General features: G+C 70.8%; 16 protein-coding genes. 7 read left to right on the top strand and 9 right to left on the bottom strand.

Going from position 1 to position 18,402, the window contains the following annotated elements; all coding sequences use genetic code 11:
* Positions 1-14: 14 nt before the first annotated feature.
* Positions 15-458 (bottom strand): DUF3151 domain-containing protein, encoded by a 444-nt coding sequence (locus tag GP2_RS10110; RefSeq protein ID WP_006900409.1) that lies wholly within the window; start codon positions 456-458, stop codon positions 15-17.
* A gap of 419 nt (positions 459-877) precedes the next feature.
* Between GP2_RS10110 and GP2_RS10105 the strand changes: the two genes are divergently transcribed.
* Genes GP2_RS10105 through GP2_RS10095 form a run of 3 tightly spaced genes read left to right on the top strand, consistent with a single transcriptional unit; the run spans position 878 to position 3,604 of the window.
* On the top strand, positions 878-2,686 hold the full coding sequence (locus GP2_RS10105; protein WP_157211672.1) for an Rv0361 family membrane protein: 1,809 nt from the start codon (positions 878-880) through the stop codon (positions 2,684-2,686).
* Entirely contained in the window at positions 2,683-3,000 is a 318-nt protein-coding gene (locus tag GP2_RS21640; protein WP_006900407.1) for a hypothetical protein, read from the top strand. The genes GP2_RS10105 and GP2_RS21640 overlap by 4 nt, the downstream gene beginning before the upstream one ends.
* Positions 3,001-3,013: 13 nt before the next feature.
* Entirely contained in the window at positions 3,014-3,604 is a 591-nt protein-coding gene (locus tag GP2_RS10095; RefSeq protein WP_006900406.1) for a hemerythrin domain-containing protein, read from the top strand.
* Positions 3,605-3,718: 114 nt separating this feature from the next.
* On the opposite strand, the gene fbaA is transcribed toward GP2_RS10095, so the two are convergent.
* From fbaA to GP2_RS10080, 3 genes are all read right to left on the bottom strand, one after another.
* The gene (gene fbaA, locus GP2_RS10090) at positions 3,719-4,756 is read right to left on the bottom strand and encodes a class II fructose-bisphosphate aldolase (RefSeq protein WP_006900405.1); all 1,038 of its coding nucleotides are present in this window, start codon (positions 4,754-4,756) and stop codon (positions 3,719-3,721) included.
* A 172-nt stretch (positions 4,757-4,928) separates the two neighbouring features.
* Positions 4,929-5,381, bottom strand: a complete 453-nt coding sequence (locus GP2_RS10085) for a hypothetical protein (RefSeq protein WP_006900404.1) — start codon at positions 5,379-5,381, stop codon at positions 4,929-4,931.
* Entirely contained in the window at positions 5,378-7,021 is a 1,644-nt protein-coding gene (locus GP2_RS10080) for a GMC oxidoreductase (RefSeq protein ID WP_247601616.1), read from the bottom strand. Before GP2_RS10080 ends, GP2_RS10085 begins: the two co-directional genes overlap by 4 nt.
* Positions 7,022-7,230: 209 nt before the next feature.
* Between GP2_RS10080 and GP2_RS10075 the strand changes: the two genes are divergently transcribed.
* Positions 7,231-7,938: a DedA family protein gene (locus tag GP2_RS10075; RefSeq protein WP_006900402.1), complete on the top strand. Its 708-nt coding sequence runs from the start codon at positions 7,231-7,233 to the stop codon at positions 7,936-7,938.
* An 88-nt stretch (positions 7,939-8,026) separates the two neighbouring features.
* Here the strand turns inward: GP2_RS10075 and GP2_RS10070 are convergent, their stop codons facing one another.
* The 5 genes from GP2_RS10070 to GP2_RS10050 all read right to left on the bottom strand — a co-directional run bounded on the left by GP2_RS10070 (position 8,027) and on the right by GP2_RS10050 (position 12,319).
* A complete protein-coding gene (locus tag GP2_RS10070; protein WP_006900401.1) occupies positions 8,027-8,698 on the bottom strand; it encodes an MspA family porin in 672 nt (223 codons plus the stop codon).
* 261 nt (positions 8,699-8,959) lie between these two features.
* Positions 8,960-9,667 (bottom strand): TrmH family RNA methyltransferase, encoded by a 708-nt coding sequence (locus tag GP2_RS10065; protein WP_006900400.1) that lies wholly within the window; start codon positions 9,665-9,667, stop codon positions 8,960-8,962.
* Complete coding sequence (locus GP2_RS10060) at positions 9,660-10,241, bottom strand: orotate phosphoribosyltransferase (protein ID WP_006900399.1); 582 nt, start codon at positions 10,239-10,241, stop codon at positions 9,660-9,662. Before GP2_RS10060 ends, GP2_RS10065 begins: the two co-directional genes overlap by 8 nt.
* A gap of 73 nt (positions 10,242-10,314) precedes the next feature.
* A complete protein-coding gene (locus tag GP2_RS10055; protein WP_006900398.1) occupies positions 10,315-11,280 on the bottom strand; it encodes a TtfA family protein in 966 nt (321 codons plus the stop codon).
* 37 nt (positions 11,281-11,317) lie between these two features.
* Positions 11,318-12,319: a D-2-hydroxyacid dehydrogenase gene (locus GP2_RS10050; RefSeq protein ID WP_006900397.1), complete on the bottom strand. Its 1,002-nt coding sequence runs from the start codon at positions 12,317-12,319 to the stop codon at positions 11,318-11,320.
* An 88-nt stretch (positions 12,320-12,407) separates the two neighbouring features.
* On the opposite strand from GP2_RS10050, the gene GP2_RS10045 reads away from it, so the two are divergent.
* Genes GP2_RS10045 through GP2_RS10035 form a run of 3 tightly spaced genes read left to right on the top strand, consistent with a single transcriptional unit; the run spans position 12,408 to position 18,287 of the window.
* Entirely contained in the window at positions 12,408-13,715 is a 1,308-nt protein-coding gene (locus GP2_RS10045; protein ID WP_006900396.1) for an aspartate aminotransferase family protein, read from the top strand.
* A 4-nt stretch (positions 13,716-13,719) separates the two neighbouring features.
* A complete protein-coding gene (locus GP2_RS10040) occupies positions 13,720-16,785 on the top strand; it encodes an FAD-binding and (Fe-S)-binding domain-containing protein (protein WP_006900395.1) in 3,066 nt (1,021 codons plus the stop codon).
* Positions 16,782-18,287: an NAD-dependent succinate-semialdehyde dehydrogenase gene (locus GP2_RS10035; RefSeq protein WP_006900394.1), complete on the top strand. Its 1,506-nt coding sequence runs from the start codon at positions 16,782-16,784 to the stop codon at positions 18,285-18,287. The genes GP2_RS10040 and GP2_RS10035 overlap by 4 nt, the downstream gene beginning before the upstream one ends.
* Positions 18,288-18,402: the final 115 nt, after the last annotated feature.

Genomic DNA, 18,402 nt, shown 5'->3' with positions numbered 1-18,402 from the left:
GGTGGGACAGCCCGCTAGACGAGGCCGAGTTCGGCCGCGGCCTGCGGATCGGAGTCGTTGAGCAGGTCGAGGCAGCGCACGTGCTCGTCCTCCTCGCCGATGATCTCGGCGGCACGTGCCAGCGCGCCGACGCACCGCAGGAACCCGCGGTTGGGTTCGTGGCTCCACGGCACCGGGCCGAAGCCCTTCCACCCGTGGCGGCGCAGCTGGTCCAGTCCGCGGTGGTAACCGGTGCGGGCGAACGCGTAGGCGGTCACGACACCCGCGGGGTCGGGGGCGTCGCCGGCGGTCGCCGCATCGAGGGCGGCCTCGGCGAGGTACGCCCAGGCGATCGACGCGGTGGGATGCGCCGCCGCGACCTCGGCCGGGGCGGCACCGTTGAGCAGGTCCGACTCCGCTTCGTCGTCACCGGTGAGGAGTACCGGCTGCGGTCCGAGGAGATCTCCGAAAGACGTCATGCACATATTCAAGCACCGACGCCGAGACCGCCGTCGTATCCATCGAATGCCGTAGTGCTGGACCTGCGGTGGATTCGCTAGGGTGAATGGCGCAATCGGTCCGGTCGTCGGAGCTTCCGGTGTCCGGACCGAAACCATGCGATGGGCGGAATGCGGGGTGATCGTCGATGGCTCGATCAGACGGGCCGAGGACAGCGGTCACCAGGGCGCTCACGTCGCTGCGCCAGGTCCGTGACGAACGTCGCGTTCGACGCGCCGCCACCCGGGGCACCGACCCCCGGGGCACTGCCGGGCCGACGACTGATGCCGACCTGGGGGCTCGACCACGCCAGGACATCGCAGACAAGACCACGGATACTGTTCCGACCGGCGCCGACGCCGTGACCGAGAGCACCAGCAGAGAGGGCCACGAGCCAGCTGTGGACGATCGCACCCGCAACGAGACCCCAGAGGACCGGGCGACTGATCCCGTCGACGCCGGCACCGACGCCTCTGCCGCCGAGACCTCCGATGCCCCCGAGACTCCCGATTTCCCCGAGACTCCCGATGTCCCCGAGCGGAAGGGTCCGAAGCCCAAGGGCGGACGCGGCATCGACGGCGCCACGCAGGTGATCAGTCGCGACAACCTGCCCTCGCCGGAGGACCTCGAGGACCTCGACTCCATCGACCCTCTCGCCGCAGACGACGAGACCTCCGACGACGCGGTCGCCTCGTCCGAGGACGCCGACGCAGCCGCTACGGCGCCGCCGAAGCGCCTGGGCCCGAGCGATTCCAAGACCACGGTGATCCGCCGGGAGGACCTCCCGGATGCGAGCGAGCTCGAGGATCTCGACTCGATCGACCCGACCTCGGATGAGAGCGATGCCGGCGAGACCGACGGGGCCGTGACCGCCCAGGCCGACGCCGAGGGCTCCGACTCCGAGGGTTCCGACGCCGAGGCGGTCGAGCCCGCCGCGGAAGGCGACTCGCAGTCCGCTGCCGCCGAGACCGAGCCGATCGAGAGTGCGGCCGCGGATGCCGAGGCGTCGGAAGACGCCGACGCCGAGGTGGCCGACTCGGGCGACACCGCGACCGATGCGGACGCCGACCCCGCTGACGCCGAGGAACGCGACGACTCCGACGGCGCGGCGGTGGCGGCTGCCGCCGGAGCCGGTGCAGCCGCCGCAGCGGTGGTTGCCGCCGTTGACGACGGACCGGAGACCGCAGCGGCCGATGACGAATCGGCCGAGACGGACGGCACCGGGGGCGACGCCGAGGACACTGACGAGGCCGCTGCGGAGGAGTCCGCTGCCGAGTCAGCCGTCGCCGAGGAGGCCGAGGCCACCGAAGAAGCCGACCCCGAAGAAGCCGACCCCGAAGAAGCCGACCAGGCGCAGGCCGACGGCGACGAGCACGCCGAGGCCGGCGAGGAGCCGGAGAGCCCGCAAGAAGGAGAGCCCGACGAGGCCGGCCAGACGGTCGCCGACGAGGCCGACGCAGACCAGGACGAGTCCACCGGGACCGACTCTCCGGAGGCCGCGGCATCCGAGGCCACCGACACCGACACCGACGAGTCCACAGAGCCGGCCACCGAGGCCATCCCGGTCGATCTCGAAAAGGCATCCGACGATGCCGCCACCAAGGTCATCCCGGCCGCCGGGGCAGGCACTGCCACCGCGGGTGATGCCGCCTCCGCCGACCGCGCCGACACCCTCCCCGCGCCCGCGGTCGACGATCCCTCGACCGGCGAGTGGACGACCGTCGCGCACCAGCCGCAGGTCATCCCGGGCGACAAGCCGGCGTCCAAGCCGACGAAGAAACGTGGCAAGGGCCTGCTCGTCGCGGTGGCCGCCCTCGTCGTGGTCGCCGCAGTCGTGGTCGGCATCATCCTCGCCTACACCATGCGCACGCCCGCGCCGGCCGACGAGGCCGCCGAGGTGGCGCTCGACTACACCACCGCGCTCTACGAGGGAGACCTCTCGACGCTGCGATCGGTGACCTGCGGGGAGCTCAACGCCTTCTACACCGACTTCGACGACGCGGCCTACCAGAAGACCTACGAGGCGCAGAAGGCACGCAACGAGTTGGTCCAGACCCAGTCCATCAACGCCGTGCGCGTGGTCGAGGGCGGCGATCAGGCCGTGGTCGAGGTGGTGGCGGTGCACACCAGCACGCCGGACCAGCCCGAGACGGTGACACTGAACCTGCAGCGCGAGGGCGACACCTGGAAGGTGTGCAACCCCACGTGACCTCCGGTCACGGGCACGAGGCGATCGTCGGCCCGCGCCGGCAGGCCACCGCTGCTCCCGTACCGGGACCGGGCCACCGCGAACCGAGAACACCTGCGTACTTCGCTCCCCCGCCTCCGGCGATCCCACCGGTGGAGCCGGCGTCTCGTCGCCTTCCGGCGCCACCGCGTCGGATCGCCGACGCACACCTGCGATCGGCGACCGCAGGCAACGGAAGCGACCGCGGCAACCGCATGGACCCTGCCGTCGTGATCTCCGCACTCGTGATGATCGGGCTGGCCGTCGCGGTGATCGTGGGTCTGCTCACCAACTGACCCCGGTTCGGCGGTGCTCAACGACCTCTGCCGGCTGGTCTTCCCGCACGCCTTCGCCGAGGAAGTGGTGCTGTGGCCCGCTCTGCGGCGGCGCCTGGCCGACGGAGAGCAACTGACTCTCGAGGTCGAGAAGGAACACCAGGCGATCAACGAGCTGTTCACGTCGCTGGAGAAGCTCGGCGTCGACTCCCCCGAACCCCATCGGCTGTTCGACGAGATCGTCCGCCTGCTGCGCGAGGACGTCCGCGACGAGGAGGACGTCCTCCTCCCGCGGCTGCAGCAAGCGTGTACCCGTGAGGATCTCATCCGGCTCGGGACCTACTGGCAGGCGGTGCGATCCACCGCCCCGACACGTCCGCACCCGGTCGTCGCCCGCCGCCCGCCCGGCAACGCGCTGTCCGCACTCCCCCTCACCGTCCTCGACCGGTCGCGAGACCTGCTCGACGCGGCGGCACGCACCGAAGGACGCTGGTCTGCTCCGGCCCGCCGGACGAGCGGGCTCCTCGCGGCCGTCGCCGGAGCCGTCGAGCACCTACCTCCCCTGACTCGCGGGGAGCGCAAGGCCACGCGGATCTCCGGAGACTGGCGGACCTCCGGAGACTGACTGCGGCCGCTCGGCGGACAGCGCCGGCCAGGCCCTGCAGGGTGTCCGCCCACCTGCGAAAACAATTCTGCCCGCACCCTTTTCGGGTGCGGGCAGAATCAGGCGATCAGCAGGTCAGGCCTTCAGCGACTTACCGGCCGACTTGAGGTCGTTGCACGCCTCGACGACGCGCTCGGACATGCTGGCCTCGGCCTTCTTGGTCCAGCTGCGCGGGTCGTAGACCTTCTTGTTGCCGACCTCGCCGTCGACCTTCAGCACACCGTCGTAGTTGGTGAACATGTGGCCGGCGACCGGACGGGTGTAGGCGTACTGGGTGTCGGTGTCGACGTTCATCTTGACGACGCCGTAGCTCAGGGCCTCGTCGATCTCGCTCTTCAGCGAGCCCGAGCCGCCGTGGAAGACGAAGTCGAACGGCTTGGTCCCCTCGGGGAGGCCCAGCTTCTTGGCGGCGGCCTCCTGGCCCTCCTTCAGCACGGACGGACGCAGCTTGACGTTGCCCGGCTTGTAGACGCCGTGGACGTTGCCGAAGGTGGCGGCCAGCAGGTAGCGGCTGCCCGAGTCGCTGGCACCCAGGGCCTCGATGGTCTTCTCGAAGTCCTCGACGCTGGTGAACAGCTTCTCGTTGATCTCGTTCTCGACGCCGTCCTCTTCACCGCCGACGACGCCGATCTCGATCTCCAGGATGATGTTCGCGGCGGCGGCCTTGGCCAGGAGCTCCTTGGCGATCTCGAGGTTCTCGTCGATCGGCACGGCGCTGCCGTCCCACATGTGCGACTGGAACAGCGGGTTGCGGCCCGCGTCGACGCGCGCCTGCGAGATCTCGATCAGCGGGCGGACGTAGGTGTCCAGCTTGTCCTTCGGGCAGTGGTCGGTGTGCAGGCCGATCAGGACGTCGTACTTCTCGGCGACGACGTGCGCGAACTCGGCGAGGGCGACCGCACCGGTCACCATGTCCTTGACACCCTGGCCGGAGCCGAACTCGGCGCCGCCGGTCGAGAACTGGATGATGCCGTCGCTACCGGCGTCGGCGAAACCCTTGATGGCCGCGTTGATGGTCGACGACGAGGTGCAGTTGATCGCGGGGAACGCGTAACCACCCTTCTTCGCCTTGTCGAACATCTCGGCGTACTGCTCCGGGGTTGCAATGGGCATTCGACGAATCCTCCAGGGTGTTGATGTGCTCTGGTGTTCGGGTTCGCTCACCCTCTGGTGATGTTCAGTGGCGAGCAGCCGGACTTCCCGCGGCCGGACTCCCCTCAGTATGGCAGGTGGCACACCGGCCGGTGCGCCCGCCATTGGGGCCCGGACCTGCGGCGTCCCCTGCTCAGGCGCGGGTCAGCAGCAACGGCGCGGCCAGCGGGGCGGACCACCGGCCGCCGACGAAGGTCAGGCCGATCAGCCGACTCTCGTCCAACGCACGGAACTCGTCTCGTACCCACCGCCAGGGCACCGGCCCGTCCGGCCCGTACGAGCACACGAGGGCCGGCCGGCCGTCGCGCCACGAGGGCTCCACCGTCACCCGCATGGGAATGATCTCGCGACGACTGCCGTCGGCGTCGTCGACCAGGTTGACCGCACTGCCGGCGCCGTCGAATCGCTTCCCGCGCCAGCGCCGCATACCGCCGACGGCGATCGCGCGCGGCGCCACCACCCGCAGCGGGGCCGGGCCGACGAAGGTGATGAGGTAGTCGCCCGCGACGGGCGGTGCGGTCGGGGGCGTCGCCTCGGAGAACAGGGTGCGCAGACGTGCCAGGGACGTCGGAAGTTCAGTGGTCACGATGCCCCGATCGTCGAGGTCTGGTCGGGCTGCGCGGCCCGGCGGGCACGGTAGCGGGCGGCGAACCGCTCGGCCATGGCCGTGATCGTCAGGCTGGGGTTGACGCCCACGTTCGCCGGGATCGCCGACCCGTCCACCACGTACAGGCCGGGATGGCCGAACACCTGATGATCGGTGTCGATCACACCGTCGGAGGCGTCGGCACCCATCGCGGCGCCGCCGAGGACGTGGGCGGTGATGGACTTGCCGCCCACGCTCTCCAGCAGCAGGTTGAGTGGCCGGCCGCCGACCGAATCCGCGAACCTCCGGGCCACCTCGTTGGCCTGCGGCAGGTAGCTCGGCGCGGCGGGCACTCCCTCACCGGTGCGGGACCGCAGGACCCGGCGCCACGGCCTGACCGGGGATCGGTCCATCACCAGGCGGATCTCGTTCTCCACGTTCTGCATCACCGTGAACGCGCTCAGCCGTTCGACGAAGTTGCGCGCGGTCATCAGCCGGAGCTGTCGGAGCGGGTGGCGCCCCAGCTCCGCCAGCGCCGCGCGCCGCCGCCGGGCGGGGTCGTCGCCGTCGACCAGCGGGCCGAGCTGCAGCCGCATGTGCCACCCGCCGACGTAGCGGTTCTGGGTGACGTGCGTGGCCTCATCCGGATAGAACTCGCTGGAGATGGTCGGTCCACGGGTGAGGTCGGCGTCCGGGTCGTCGGCGAGGACCGCGGTGATGGCCTCGGAGTTGGTGCGCACCTGGTGACCCAGCATCGGCGAGACGTTCGGCAGCAGGCCCTGCTCACGGGATCGGAAGAGGAGCTCGACCGTCCCGAGCACTCCCGCTGCCAGCACCACCTCGGCCGCACGCAGGATCTGGCCGTCGGCGGTCCGGACCTCGTATCCGCCGGGCACCGCCGCCACGATCTCGACCCGGGTGTCCGGGACGATCCGTGCTCCTCGACGCTCGGCCAGCCAGAGGTAATTCAGGTCCAGGGTGTTCTTGCTGCCGTAGGGACAGCCGACGAGGCACGCGCCGCAGAGTCGGCACCCGGTGCGGTCCGGGCCCTCGCCGCCGAAGAACGGGTCGGGCACGGTGACGCCTTCCTCGCCGAACCAGATCGCCATGGGGGTGGGCCCGTAGGTCTCCCCCGCGCCCATCGCCTCGGCCGTGGCCTGGAGGTGACGGTCCATCTCGCCGACGAACCGGGTCGTCTCGCGCCCGAGCATCCGGGCGGCGGTGCGGTAGTGCTCGGCCAGCTGTGCTCGCCACCCGCCGGCCACCTCGGGCCAGGCCGGGTCGGTGAAGAACTCGTCCTTGGGCTCCAGCAGCACGCCGGCCCACACGATGCTGCCGCCGCCCACGCCGGCGCCGCCGATGATGCCGACGTGCCGCAGCACCCGCTGCCAGAAGAAGCCCTTCAGCCCCAGCTCCGGCATCCACAGGTACTTGCGCGGGTCCTTACGGGCGGCCATGAGGTCCTCGGGCGTGTGCCGGCGGCCCTGTTCGAGGACCAGGACGCGCCGACCCTGCTCGGCCAGTCGCAGGGCCGAGACCGCACCACCGAACCCACTGCCGACGACGATCACGTCAGCGGTGTCGCGGTCGTCCGGGGAGGTCGGTTTCTGGAGGTCGACGTTCGCCGAATCGGACATCATGGGAGGAGTGTAGGTGGGCGCCACGTGGCGGGCAGCGGGTGATCCCGGTCACCGCATCCGCCGGATTCCCGGTGGCGCGTGGAGCGACTCCGGTCGCGGCGAACAGGTCGCTCACCACTGCCGGAGCGCGATGCCACCGGCGACGGGGGACGTTCACGCGGGTTCGCGAGATTCTGCCCTGGTCACATCCGTGGGTACTCTGGATTTCCGTGATCGACTCCGCGCTCGCCCAGACCACGACGAACGTCGCCCTCATGCCGGGTTTCCTCGACCCGGTGACACTCCTCGGCTACTTCGGTGCCTGGGCTTTCTGGGGGCTGCTCCTGGTGATCCTCATCGAGTCCGGAGTCCTGTTCCCCGTCCTGCCGGGTGACTCCCTGCTGTTCGTCGCCGGCATGGTCGTCGCCGCCGGCGGCAAGGACGGCATCGAGAAGTTCGCCTCCCTGTGGCAGTTGGTGATCTTCATCCCGATCGCGGCGATCATCGGCGGCCAGATCGGCTACTGGATCGGCCGCTACATCGGGACCAGCATGTTCAAGCCCGACGCGCGGTTCCTCAAGGAGCGATACCTCCTCGAGGCGCATGAGTTCTTCGAGCAGCGCGGTCCGATCACGATCCTGCTCGCCCGCTTCGTGCCGATCGTCCGCACCCTCGCCCCGATCGTGGCGGGCGCGGCGCGGATGAAGTACCCGATCTTCGTCCTCTACAACGTCATCGGCGCCGTCGTCTGGGGCGCCGGCATCACGCTGCTGGGTTACTGGCTGGGACGATTCGAGTTCGTCCAGAAGCTCATCGAGCCGATCTTCATCGCGATCGTCCTGGTCTCGGTGCTGCCGATGTTCCTCGAGTGGTACCGCCGTCGTCGCAACGCGAAGGCCGAGGCCGCCGCTGCCGCCGAGGCCACCGACACACTCTGAACCGTCCTCGAGCCGGACCCAGATCTACGCACTCGATCGAGATCGATCCCGATTCATCACCGAAGCCCGTCGCCGCGAAGATCCTCGGTCACAGCTTCTTGATGGTGCCGTACGTGGAGTAGACGTACACGCCGGTGTCGGTGGTGACCGAGATCTTGGCGTACGGGCGCACGTTGACCGCGCCGAGCGCGTTTGAGACCGAGAGCTCGATGCCCGAGAGGACGATGTCGGCGGTGGGACGGGTCAGTGCGATCTCGGCGAGCTTCACGCCGGCGATCTTGCCCGCACCGACCTTGAACTCGACGTCGGCGGACGGGATGATCGTGGCCTCGGCCTCGAGTTTGCCGCCGACCTCGCCGATCGAGCCGCCGCCGGTTCCGGAGATCGTGACGTTCGGGGCGAGCTTCGCATTCACCCCGCTGGTCAGCTTCAGCTGCGGCGTGTGCGCGGTGACCGTGACCCCGTCGGGTGCGATGGAGACCGGGTAGCCGATCTGATACCCGACCTCGAGCGTGGCGCGCACCGACTCGCCCTTCTCGATGCCGAGCACCGCTGCGTGGACGTCCGAGGACACGAAGGCCTCCCGGGACAGCGGCGAGCCGTCGAGCGGCGCGACCGAGCGAACCCGGTGGCCGGCGGCGTTCAGCACGATCGTGTGACCGTCACGGGTGGAGTGGGTGGCCGAAGCCGCTGGTCCCGCACCGGCGATCACCACCACGAGGGCGACGATCACAGCGGCGAGCAGAGTGGCCGACCACACGAGCCGATTCGTATCGGCGGTCGGTCGGCGGTCGGTTCGATTCGCGAGCACAGAGGTTCCTTCCCCCGGAGAACGTGGCGATGGCGTGCCGGGACCGGAGGGCCACCGACATCGCCCGATCACCTGACCACCCGGTGCCGCCGAGTACAACGCTCCCCGGGTTCACGAGCCCGAACCGCCAGTTCACGACGCTGATCGCAGTCTCCGGTCCGGACCCGGATCACTCCGGACCGGACCGGTCCGGAGTCGTTCCGGCAGCGGTCACCAGGCCCGGTCGAGGTCGGCGTGCTGCCGTATCCACGTGTGCATGGCGATGCCGGCGGCGACCCCGGCGTTGATGCTGCGGGTCGACCCGAACTGCGCGATGGAGACCGTCAGGTCCGCCCGCCGCTGCGCGTCATCGCTCACCCCCGGCCCCTCCTGTCCGAACAGGAGGACGCACTCGCGCGGGAGCTCGACGGTCTCGAGCGGAACCGATCCCGGCGTGTTGTCGACCGCCACGACCGCCAGTCCCCGCTCGCGCGCCCAGTCGAACAGCTCGGCGACCGTGCCGTGGTGCATGAGGTGCTGGTAGCGGTCGGTGACCATCGCCCCGCGCCGGTTCCAGCGGCGGCGGCCGACGATGTGGACGGCCGCGACCGCGAACGCGTTGGCGGTGCGCACGACGGTCCCGATGTTGGCGTCGTGGGCGAAGTTCTCGATGGCGACGTGCAGCGGATGCCGCCGCGCGTCGATGTCGGCGACGATGGCCTCCCGCTTCCAGTAGCGGTAGGCGTCGACGACGTTGCGGGTGTCGCCCTCGGCGAGGAGCTCCGGGTCCAACCGGTCGTCGTCCGGGACCGGTTCACCGGGGTGCTCGACGATCCACGGTCCGACGCCCACGGGCGGTCCGATCACCCATTCGGTGGGGCCGGGAACATTCGCCTCGGCGGTGTCGGGCGAGTCGGGAGCGTCTGCCGGATCAGGCAAGGCCGAGGTCGGAGAGCCCGAGAAGGTGTCGATAGGGCACGCCGAGCCCGGTGATCACCGCGTCGGCACCGGTCGCCCGGTCGACCACGGTGGCGACGCCGATGACGTTGGCGCCGGCCTCGCGCGCCGCCTCCACCGCGGTCGACGGCGAGGCGCCGGTGGTGCTGGTGTCCTCGACGACGAGCACATTGCGGCCGGCGATGTCGGGGCCCTCGATCCGGCGCTGCATGCCGTGGGTCTTGGCCGCCTTGCGCACCACGAACGCGTCGATGGCGCGGCCGTCGGCGTGCATGATCGACGTCGCGACCGGGTCGGCGCCGAGGGTCAGGCCGCCCACCGCGTCGTACTCCCAGTCCGCGGTCAGCTCGCGCATCAGGCGCCCGATCAGCGGGGAGGCCTCGTGATGCAGGGTCGCCCGGCGCAGGTCGACGTAGTAGTCCGCCTCCTTGCCCGACGACAGCGTCACCCGACCGTGCACCACGGCCAGTTCGCGGACGAGCTCGGCGAGCCGGGCCCGGGCGTCTGCGTCGACCTCGGGCGGCGTGGCGTCGGAAACCGGGGATGACGAGGACATGGGACTCACTCTCGGACTCTGCGGCTCACGGCCTGCGGTTGTGGACGACTCAACACCCTACGACGGCCGTCGGTCAGCCGCGGGGGCGGTCGGGACGCTCGCCGCCCTCGGGTGCGCGACGCGGCGCGACCTCGTCGGGGTCGACGGGCTTGCGCGACGCCGATCCCCGAACCGGCATCGGCGTCATGCCGCGTCCGGCGGTCGACGAACCCGGGTTCGACTCGGCGGGCCTACCCGGGGCCGGCGGGGGCTTGCGCACCGAGGTCGGGGGCACCGCGGACCGTGCGGCGGGTGCGGGCTCGCCCGCCGATGCCGCCGCGGCCTGTCGGCGACGCCGCTCCTTGTCGCGCATCGACTCGGTCTTCTCGTCGGCGAGCTCGGCGCTGGTCGGGCCGTGCGGGTCGCGGGGATCGGGTGTGTCCTCGGGGTCGCGAACCGGCGGCAGCACGCGCAGCAGGTCGGCGAACCGGCGCACCACCTCCAGGCCGGTGTTGAGCCGGGCCGGATCGTTGGTGAGCGGCATCGAGCCGAGTGCCCAGTTGCCCTCGTTCCACAGCACCTCGACGAACGCGGGCGCCTTGTTCGCGAGCGCGACCATCCGGCGGTCGCAGACCCGGCGCGCTACGTCGAGGTTGTTGGAGAACATGACGCGCGGACCCATCGCGCCGAGCAGTTCGACGTCCTCCTCGGCGGGCGCCAGGACGTCCTCGTGGCGGAGGTCGACGACGACCGGCGACGGCGTCGAGCGCCGGACCGCGATGACGGTCGCGGTCTCGGCGAGGTCGAAGACCACGGCCTCGGCGCCCGCGTAGCGCCCGTAGGCGACGTCGCGGACCTCGACGTGGTCGGGGACGTTCATCGTCGCCCGGCGAAACACCTTGCGCAGCTTGGTGTCCGTCTCGCGGAACTTGAACTCGTGCTCATCCCCCCAGATCGCACGCTGGTGCCGCGCAACACTGGAGCGTCTCCGGTCGAGCCACAGAAGCAGGCCCGCACCGGCGAGAGCCAAGGCGGCGATGAGGAAATAGACGGTGGTCATCGCGCTACAGCCTACTATCGGCAGGCTCGCGAGGGAGTCATCCGCCTCCGGATCGGTATCCGCGTTCCTTGTCGATGACGTTCACCAGCGATTCGGCGAGGTCACCCGGCCCCGCGGCCACGTATCGGCGCAGGTTCTCCAGCACCTGATCGGCGAGCGCCTCCCGCCAGCCGACGGCGTCCCCGCTCATGTGCGCCGAGATCGCCACGCCGGGCAGATCCCACAGCGGACTGTCGGCCGGGAGCGGTTCGGTCTCGAAGACGTCGAGGGAGGCCGCGCCCAGGCGCCCCGACCGCAGGGACTCGACGAGTGCCCGTTCGTCGACGAGCTCTCCTCGTCCCACGTTGATCAGGTGCGCCCCCGGCTTCATGGCGGCGAGCACACGGGCGTCGATCATCCGTCGCGTCTGCGGGGTGAGAGGCGCGATCGCCACCACGTTGTCGAACCTCCCGACGTGGTCGGCGAGATCGGCGGTCGCGATCACCCGCCCGAAGTCGGAATCGGCGTCCCGGGCCGTGCGGCCCGCTCCGACGACCTCCATCCCCACGGCGCGCAGCAGCCGCGCGGTGGCCCGCCCGATGCCGCCCGTCCCGATGACCAGCGCCGAGGTCCGTGACGTGCCGACGGTTTCGCGGTGCTTCCAGAGGTGGTCGCGCTGCAACGCCATCGACTCGTGTAATCGCTTGTCGCGAGCGAGGATCGATGCGAGGACGAACTCGGCGATGGGCCGGTCGAAGACCCCGTGCGCATTGGTCACCACGACATCCGACGCCTTCAGCTCGTCGAAGAGCAGCGAGTCGACGCCGGCGGCGCACACATGCACCCACCGCAGCGACGCGGTCGCCTCACCCCAGTTGTCGGCGAGCGCCCGGGAGAAGAAGTCCCACAGCACCAGAATGTCGGCGCCGGGTAGCGCACGGTCGAGATCGTCTGCGACGCAATGCCTCACGTCGGCCAGCTCGGCGATCTGCCCGAGATTGGGAGGTCCCGGCACACCAGGTGCACCGAGGAGCGCGAGGACCGGGCGTCGGGTGCTCATGGGGCCACCGTACAACCGCCGATCGCCGCACGGTCGCCGATGCTGTCAAATTGTTGACAATCGGACGATTGGCCGTCACGGTGTACCCATGACCGCGAGCGTTGACTCCCCGTTCCGCACCGACCAGACCGCGTCGCTGAGCCCCGCCCTGAAACAGGCGACGCCGGTGGTCGTCGAACACGCCCAGGGCTCCTGGATCCACGGCACCGACGGCCGCGACTATCTGGACTTCACCACCGGGATCGGCGTCACCAGCACCGGCCACTGCCACCCGCACGTGGTCGCCGCCGCACAGGCACAGTGCGCCAAGGTGATCCACGCGCAGTACACGACGGTCATGCATCCGCCGCTGCTCGAACTCACCCGGCGTCTCGGCGGCGTCCTGCCGCAGGGCCTGGACTCGGTCTTCTACGCCAACTCCGGTTCAGAGGCCGTCGAGGCCGCGATCCGGCTGGCGCGCATGGCCACGGGCAAGCCGAACATCATCGTCTTCCAGGGCGGTTTCCACGGCCGCACGGTGGCCGCCGCGAGCCTGACCACCGCGGGCACCCGGTTCTCGGCCGGGTTCTCCCCGCTCATGAGCGGCGTGCACATGGCCCCGTTCCCCTACGCATTCCGCTACGGCTGGGACACCGACGCCGCCGTCGACTTCGCGCTGCGCGAACTGGACTATCTGCTGCAGTCGCGCGTGGCGCCGAACGACACCGCCGCCTTCCTCATCGAGCCGGTGCTCGGCGACGGCGGTTACCTGCCCACGCCGCCCCGATTCCTGCAGGGCCTCCGCGAACGCTCCGACCGGCACGGCATCCTGCTCGTCCTCGACGAGGTGCAGGCCGGCTTCGGTCGCACCGGGAGGTTCTGGGGCCACCAGCACGCCGAGGGACTCATTCCCGACATCCTCGTCACCGCAAAGGGTCTCGCGTCCGGCTTCCCGATCTCGGCGATCGCGGCCCCGACCGAGCTGATGAGCAAGGCCTGGCCCGGCTCGCAGGGCGGAACCTATGGCGGCAACGCCGTGGCCGCGGCCGCCGCCATCGCCACCCTCGAGGTCATCGAGAACGAGAACCTGGTGGAGAACGCCCGCGTCCGCGGGGAACAGCTCCTCGACGGCCTCCGCGAGGTGTGCGCACGGCACGCCGGAATCGGCGACGTCCGCGTCCTGGGCCTGATGGCGGGCATCGAGTTCGTCACCACGGACGCCTCGGGCGCCCGTGTCCCCGACGCCGCCGCGGCCCTCGCGGTCCAGCAGGCGACCACCGAGCAGGGCCTGCTGACCCTGACCTGCGGCCCGGCGGCGAACGTGGTGCGCCTCATCCCGGCCCTGGTCGTCACCGCCGAGGAGATCGATCTCGGCGTCGCCCGGTTCGGTGCGGCGCTCGACGCCGCACTAGGTTAGGCCGGTGGACATCGCGACCGAACTCGTCGTACTCGGCATCGATGCCGACGCATCACCGCGCCGGATCGCCGAATACTCCTACGACGCCTCCAACTACCGCATTCCGCCCGTGGCGGTGACCTTTCCGCGATCGGCGCAGGATGTCGCCGCGATCGTGCGGACGTGCCGCCGGGCAGGCATCCCGATCGTCGCCCGAGGCGGCGGAACGTCCATGGCGGGCAACGCGATCGGCCGTGGCGTCGTCATCGACCTGTCCCGTCACATGAACCGCGTCATCTCGGTCGACGCCGAGACGGCCACCGCGGTCGCCGGGTCGGGCATCGTGCTCACCACCCTCGCCGCCGAGGCCAGGAAGGCCACGGACGGACGGCTCACATTCGCCCCGGATCCGTCGTCGGCATCGCGTGCGACGCTCGGCGGGGCGATCGGCAACGACGCCTGCGGCAACCACTCGGTGCGCTACGGACGCACCAGCGATCACGTCGTCGAGGTGCACCTGGTCACCTCCGACGGCCTGCTGCTCACCGCCACCCGCGACGGCCTGTACGCCACCGACCCGGACGATCGCGCCGCCGCGGCACGCGCCGCCGAGATCGCCGACGCGCTGAAGGACCTCGCCGCGGAGAACCTGGCGATCCTGCGCACCGAACTCGAGACGATCCCCCGCCAGGTGTCGGGGTACCACCTCGCACACCTGCTGCCGGAGAACGGCTTCGACGTCGCCCGCGCGCTCGTCGGCAGCGAGGGCACCTGCGCCATCGTGGTGTCGGCGAAGGTGCGGCTCGTCCCCGTCGCGACCTCCCAGCTGCTGCTGTGCGTCGGGTACCGCTCCCCCTCCGACGCCGCGCGCGATGTGCCGGCGATCCTGCCGTTCGCGCCGTCGGCGATCGAGGGCATCGACGAGAAGATCGTCGCCACCATGGCCGCCCGGCGCGGACGCGACACCGTCGCGGGACTTCCCGCGGGGCAGGCGTGGCTGTTCATCGACGTCGACTCCGAAAGCGCTCAGGCGCAGGGCGAATCAGATGTCCCGGCCACGGCCAAGCGGCTCCTCGACCATCTGCGCGCACAGGGGCGCATGATCGACGCGACCGTCGTCGACGACCCGGCACGCCGCAAGGCGCTGTGGCGGGTCCGTGAGGACGGCGCCGGACTCTCCTCGCGTCTCGCCGATCCCGACGACGAGAACGCAGGCAGCGGATACGAGTCCTGGCCGGGGTGGGAGGACGCGGCCGTCGCCCCCGAACGTCTGGCGGACTATCTCGACGAGTTCGCCGGACTCCTGGAACATCACGGCCTGACCGGCGTCATGTACGGCCATTTCGGCGCCGGGTGCATGCATGTCCGCATCACCTTCGACCTGCGCACCCCCGAGGGCCGCGCAGTCATGGAGCGGTTCTGCTCGGACGCCGCGGAACTCGTTGTCCGGCATGGCGGTTCATTGTCCGGCGAGCACGGTGACGGCCGCGCCCGGTCGTCGCTGCTGCCGCTCATGTACTCCCCCGCGATGATGGGCGCGTTCGCCCGGTTCAAGGAGATCTGGGACCCGGCCGGCGCGCTCAACCCGGGCAGCATCGTCGATCCGCCGTCGATCACCGCCGACCTCGCGCTGGCCGACGTGCCGCAGCGCACCTGGCCGACCGCCTTCGGCCTCGGCCGGCCCCACCGAGAGGCTCCCCCGGAAACCGCCCTCGGCAGCGGGGCCGGCGACACCACGTCATCCGCCACGCCACCGGGAGCGGATTCCGGGGGCGCTTCCGAGTTGTCCCTCCTCGACCCCTTCGTCCATGCTGTGCAGGGCTGCATCGGCGTCGGGCGTTGCCGCGCCGACACGACCGGCGTGATGTGCCCCAGCTACCGGGCGACGCGCGACGAGAAGGACTCCACGCGCGGGCGTGCCCGCGTCCTGCAGGACATGGTGCGCACGGCCCCGTCGGTCGACGAGGGTTGGCGCTCGCCCGAGGTCCGCGAGGCCCTCGAACTCTGCCTGTCCTGCAAGGCGTGCTCCACCGACTGCCCGACCGGCGTCGACATGGCGACCTACAAATCGGAGTTCTTCCATCACCATTACCGGCGGCGCGTGCGCCCGTTGTCGCACTACTCGCTGGGCTGGATGCCCGCGTGGCTGTCGGCCGCGGGCGCGGCCGCGCCGCTGATCAACCGTGCCTTGTCGTCCGGGCTCGGCCGCCTCGCGGCACGGGCCGGCGGCCTCGATCCGCGCCGCACGATGCCGGCCTTCGCGACCCGCCGCGCCCGCCGAACCCACCTCGACGCGTTGCCGGAGGTGTCGGCGGACTCGCAGGTCATCCTGTTCGTCGACTCGTTCACCAAGGCGTTCCGGCCGCACGTCGCCTCGGCTGCTGCCGAGGTCCTCGGCGCGACCGGCGACCGGGTGGGTTGCACCGCGGACAACTGCTGCGGCCTCACCTGGATCTCCACCGGCCAGTTGGGCAAGGCCGAACGCACCCTGCGACGAACCGCCGAGAACCTCGACGACGGCACCGACCGGCCCATCGTGCTGCCCGAACCCAGTTGCGCGGCCGCGCTCGCGAACGATCTCCCCGAACTGGTGGCCACCGACGCCGCTCGTCGCGTCGCCGCCCGGGTCCGCAGCTTCGCGTCGTACCTGCCGACCCTGCTCGACGCCGGTTGGCGGCCGCCGGCGCTGCCCGACTCGGTGACGCTGCAGACGCACTGCCACGAGTACGCGGTGTTCGGCGCGCGCAGCGGCGTCGCCGCGCTCGAACGTCTCGGCGTCGAGGTCCACGCCGCCGAGGGATGCTGCGGTGTGGCAGGCAATTTCGGCTTCGAGAAGGGTCACTACGAGGTGAGCATCGCGGTGGCCGAGAACGCCCTCGCCCCCGCCCTCCGCGACGACCCCCGACGCCCGATCGTCACCGACGGGTTCAGCTGCGCGATGGCGGTCGAGCATGTCGCCGCCGTCGACGACGACCTCGCCGGCGCACGTGACGTGCGTGGCGTCCATCTGGCCGAACTTCTCACCCGGGCAACCGCCGACAACCCGACACCGAAGAACCCCACACCCCCATCGAGGAGCGCCCGATCATGACCTCAGTCGCCGATTCCCCCGTCCGCGAGACCCTCTCGTCGGTCCACACCGATCTCTTCGTCGACGGCCGGTGGGTCCCCGCCGCCTCCGGCGACCGGTTCGAGGTCGTCAACCCGGCCACCGAGGAGGTGCTGGCGCGTGTCGCCGACGCCGACGCCTCCGACGCACGGCGCGCCATCGAGGTCGCGGCGGCGCACCAGGCGGAGTGGGCGGCGACCTCGCCGCGCAGCCGACGCGAGATCCTCTATCGCGCGTACCAGCTCATCGTCGAACGCACCGACGAGATCGCCGCGGTGATGACCGCGGAGATGGGCAAGCCGCTGGCAGAGGCCAGGGGCGAGGTCGCCTACGGCGCCGAGTTCTTCCGCTGGTTCGCCGAGGAGGCCGTCCGCATCGGCGGCGACCACACCACCACCGGTGACGGCGGGCATCGCATCGTGGTGAGCCGTCAGCCGGTCGGTCCGTGCATCCTCATCACCCCGTGGAACTTCCCGCTGGCGATGGGCACCCGCAAGATCGGTCCCGCGATCGCGGCGGGTTGCACGATGGTGCTCAAGCCCGCCGAGCTGACGCCGCTCACCACCCTGCTGCTCGCCGACATCCTCGTCGAGGCGGGGCTGCCCGCCGGCGTCCTCAACGTCGTCACCACCTCGAACCCGTCCGCGGTGGTCACCGAGTGGATGGAGAGCGGACTGGCCCGCAAGATCAGCTTCACCGGGTCGACCGAGGTCGGGAAGATTCTGCTGCGCCAGGCCGCCGGCACCGTCATGCGGACCTCGATGGAACTCGGCGGGAATGCCCCGTTCATCGTGTGCGCCGACGCCGACATCCCCCGCGCCGTCGACGGTCTCATGCTCGCGAAGATGCGCAACATCGGCCAGGCCTGCACCGCGGCCAACCGGGTCTTCGTGCACCGCAGCGTGATCGACGAGTTCACCGAGGCGTTCACCGCGAAGATGGCGGCGCTGAAGGTCGGCGACGGTGCCGCCGAGGGCACCCAGGTCGGCCCGCTCGTCGAACCGAAGGCGGTCGAGAAGGTCGCCTCACTCGTCGACGACGCCGTGGCGAAGGGCGCGAGGGTCTCCTGCGGCGGACGGGCGCTCGACGGACCGGGATACTTCTATCCGCCCACCGTGCTCACCGGGGTCGGCCTCGACGCCGATCTGGTGCGCACCGAGATCTTCGGCCCGGTCGCGGCGATCATCCCCTTCGGCGACGCCGGGCGCCCCGACGACCCCGCCGCCGACGACGAGGTCATCGCCCTCGCCAACGACACCCGGTGGGGCCTGGTCGCATACCTGTTCAGCCAGGACGTCGATCGCTGCGCTCGCCTGTCGGCCGCGCTCGAAGCCGGTATGGTCGGGGTCAACACCGGGATAGTGTCGAACCCGGCAGCTCCGTTCGGCGGGGTCAAGGAGTCCGGCCTCGGCCGTGAGGGCGGCCGTGTGGGCATCGAGGAGTTCCTCGACATGAAGTACACGGCGACCCCGATCCGACGCTGAGGCCCGGGCCGGCGAGCCCAGGCGTCGAGCACCGTCGTGAAGACACCGCGACCTCGAACCGCAGCCCATCAGAACACCGACGCCGACGACCCCTGATCCCGGTGAGGAGCAGCCC

The organism is Gordonia paraffinivorans NBRC 108238 (assembly GCF_000344155.1).
Lineage (GTDB): Bacteria > Actinomycetota > Actinomycetes > Mycobacteriales > Mycobacteriaceae > Gordonia > Gordonia paraffinivorans.
This window is presented reverse-complemented; position numbering and strand designations above follow the sequence as displayed.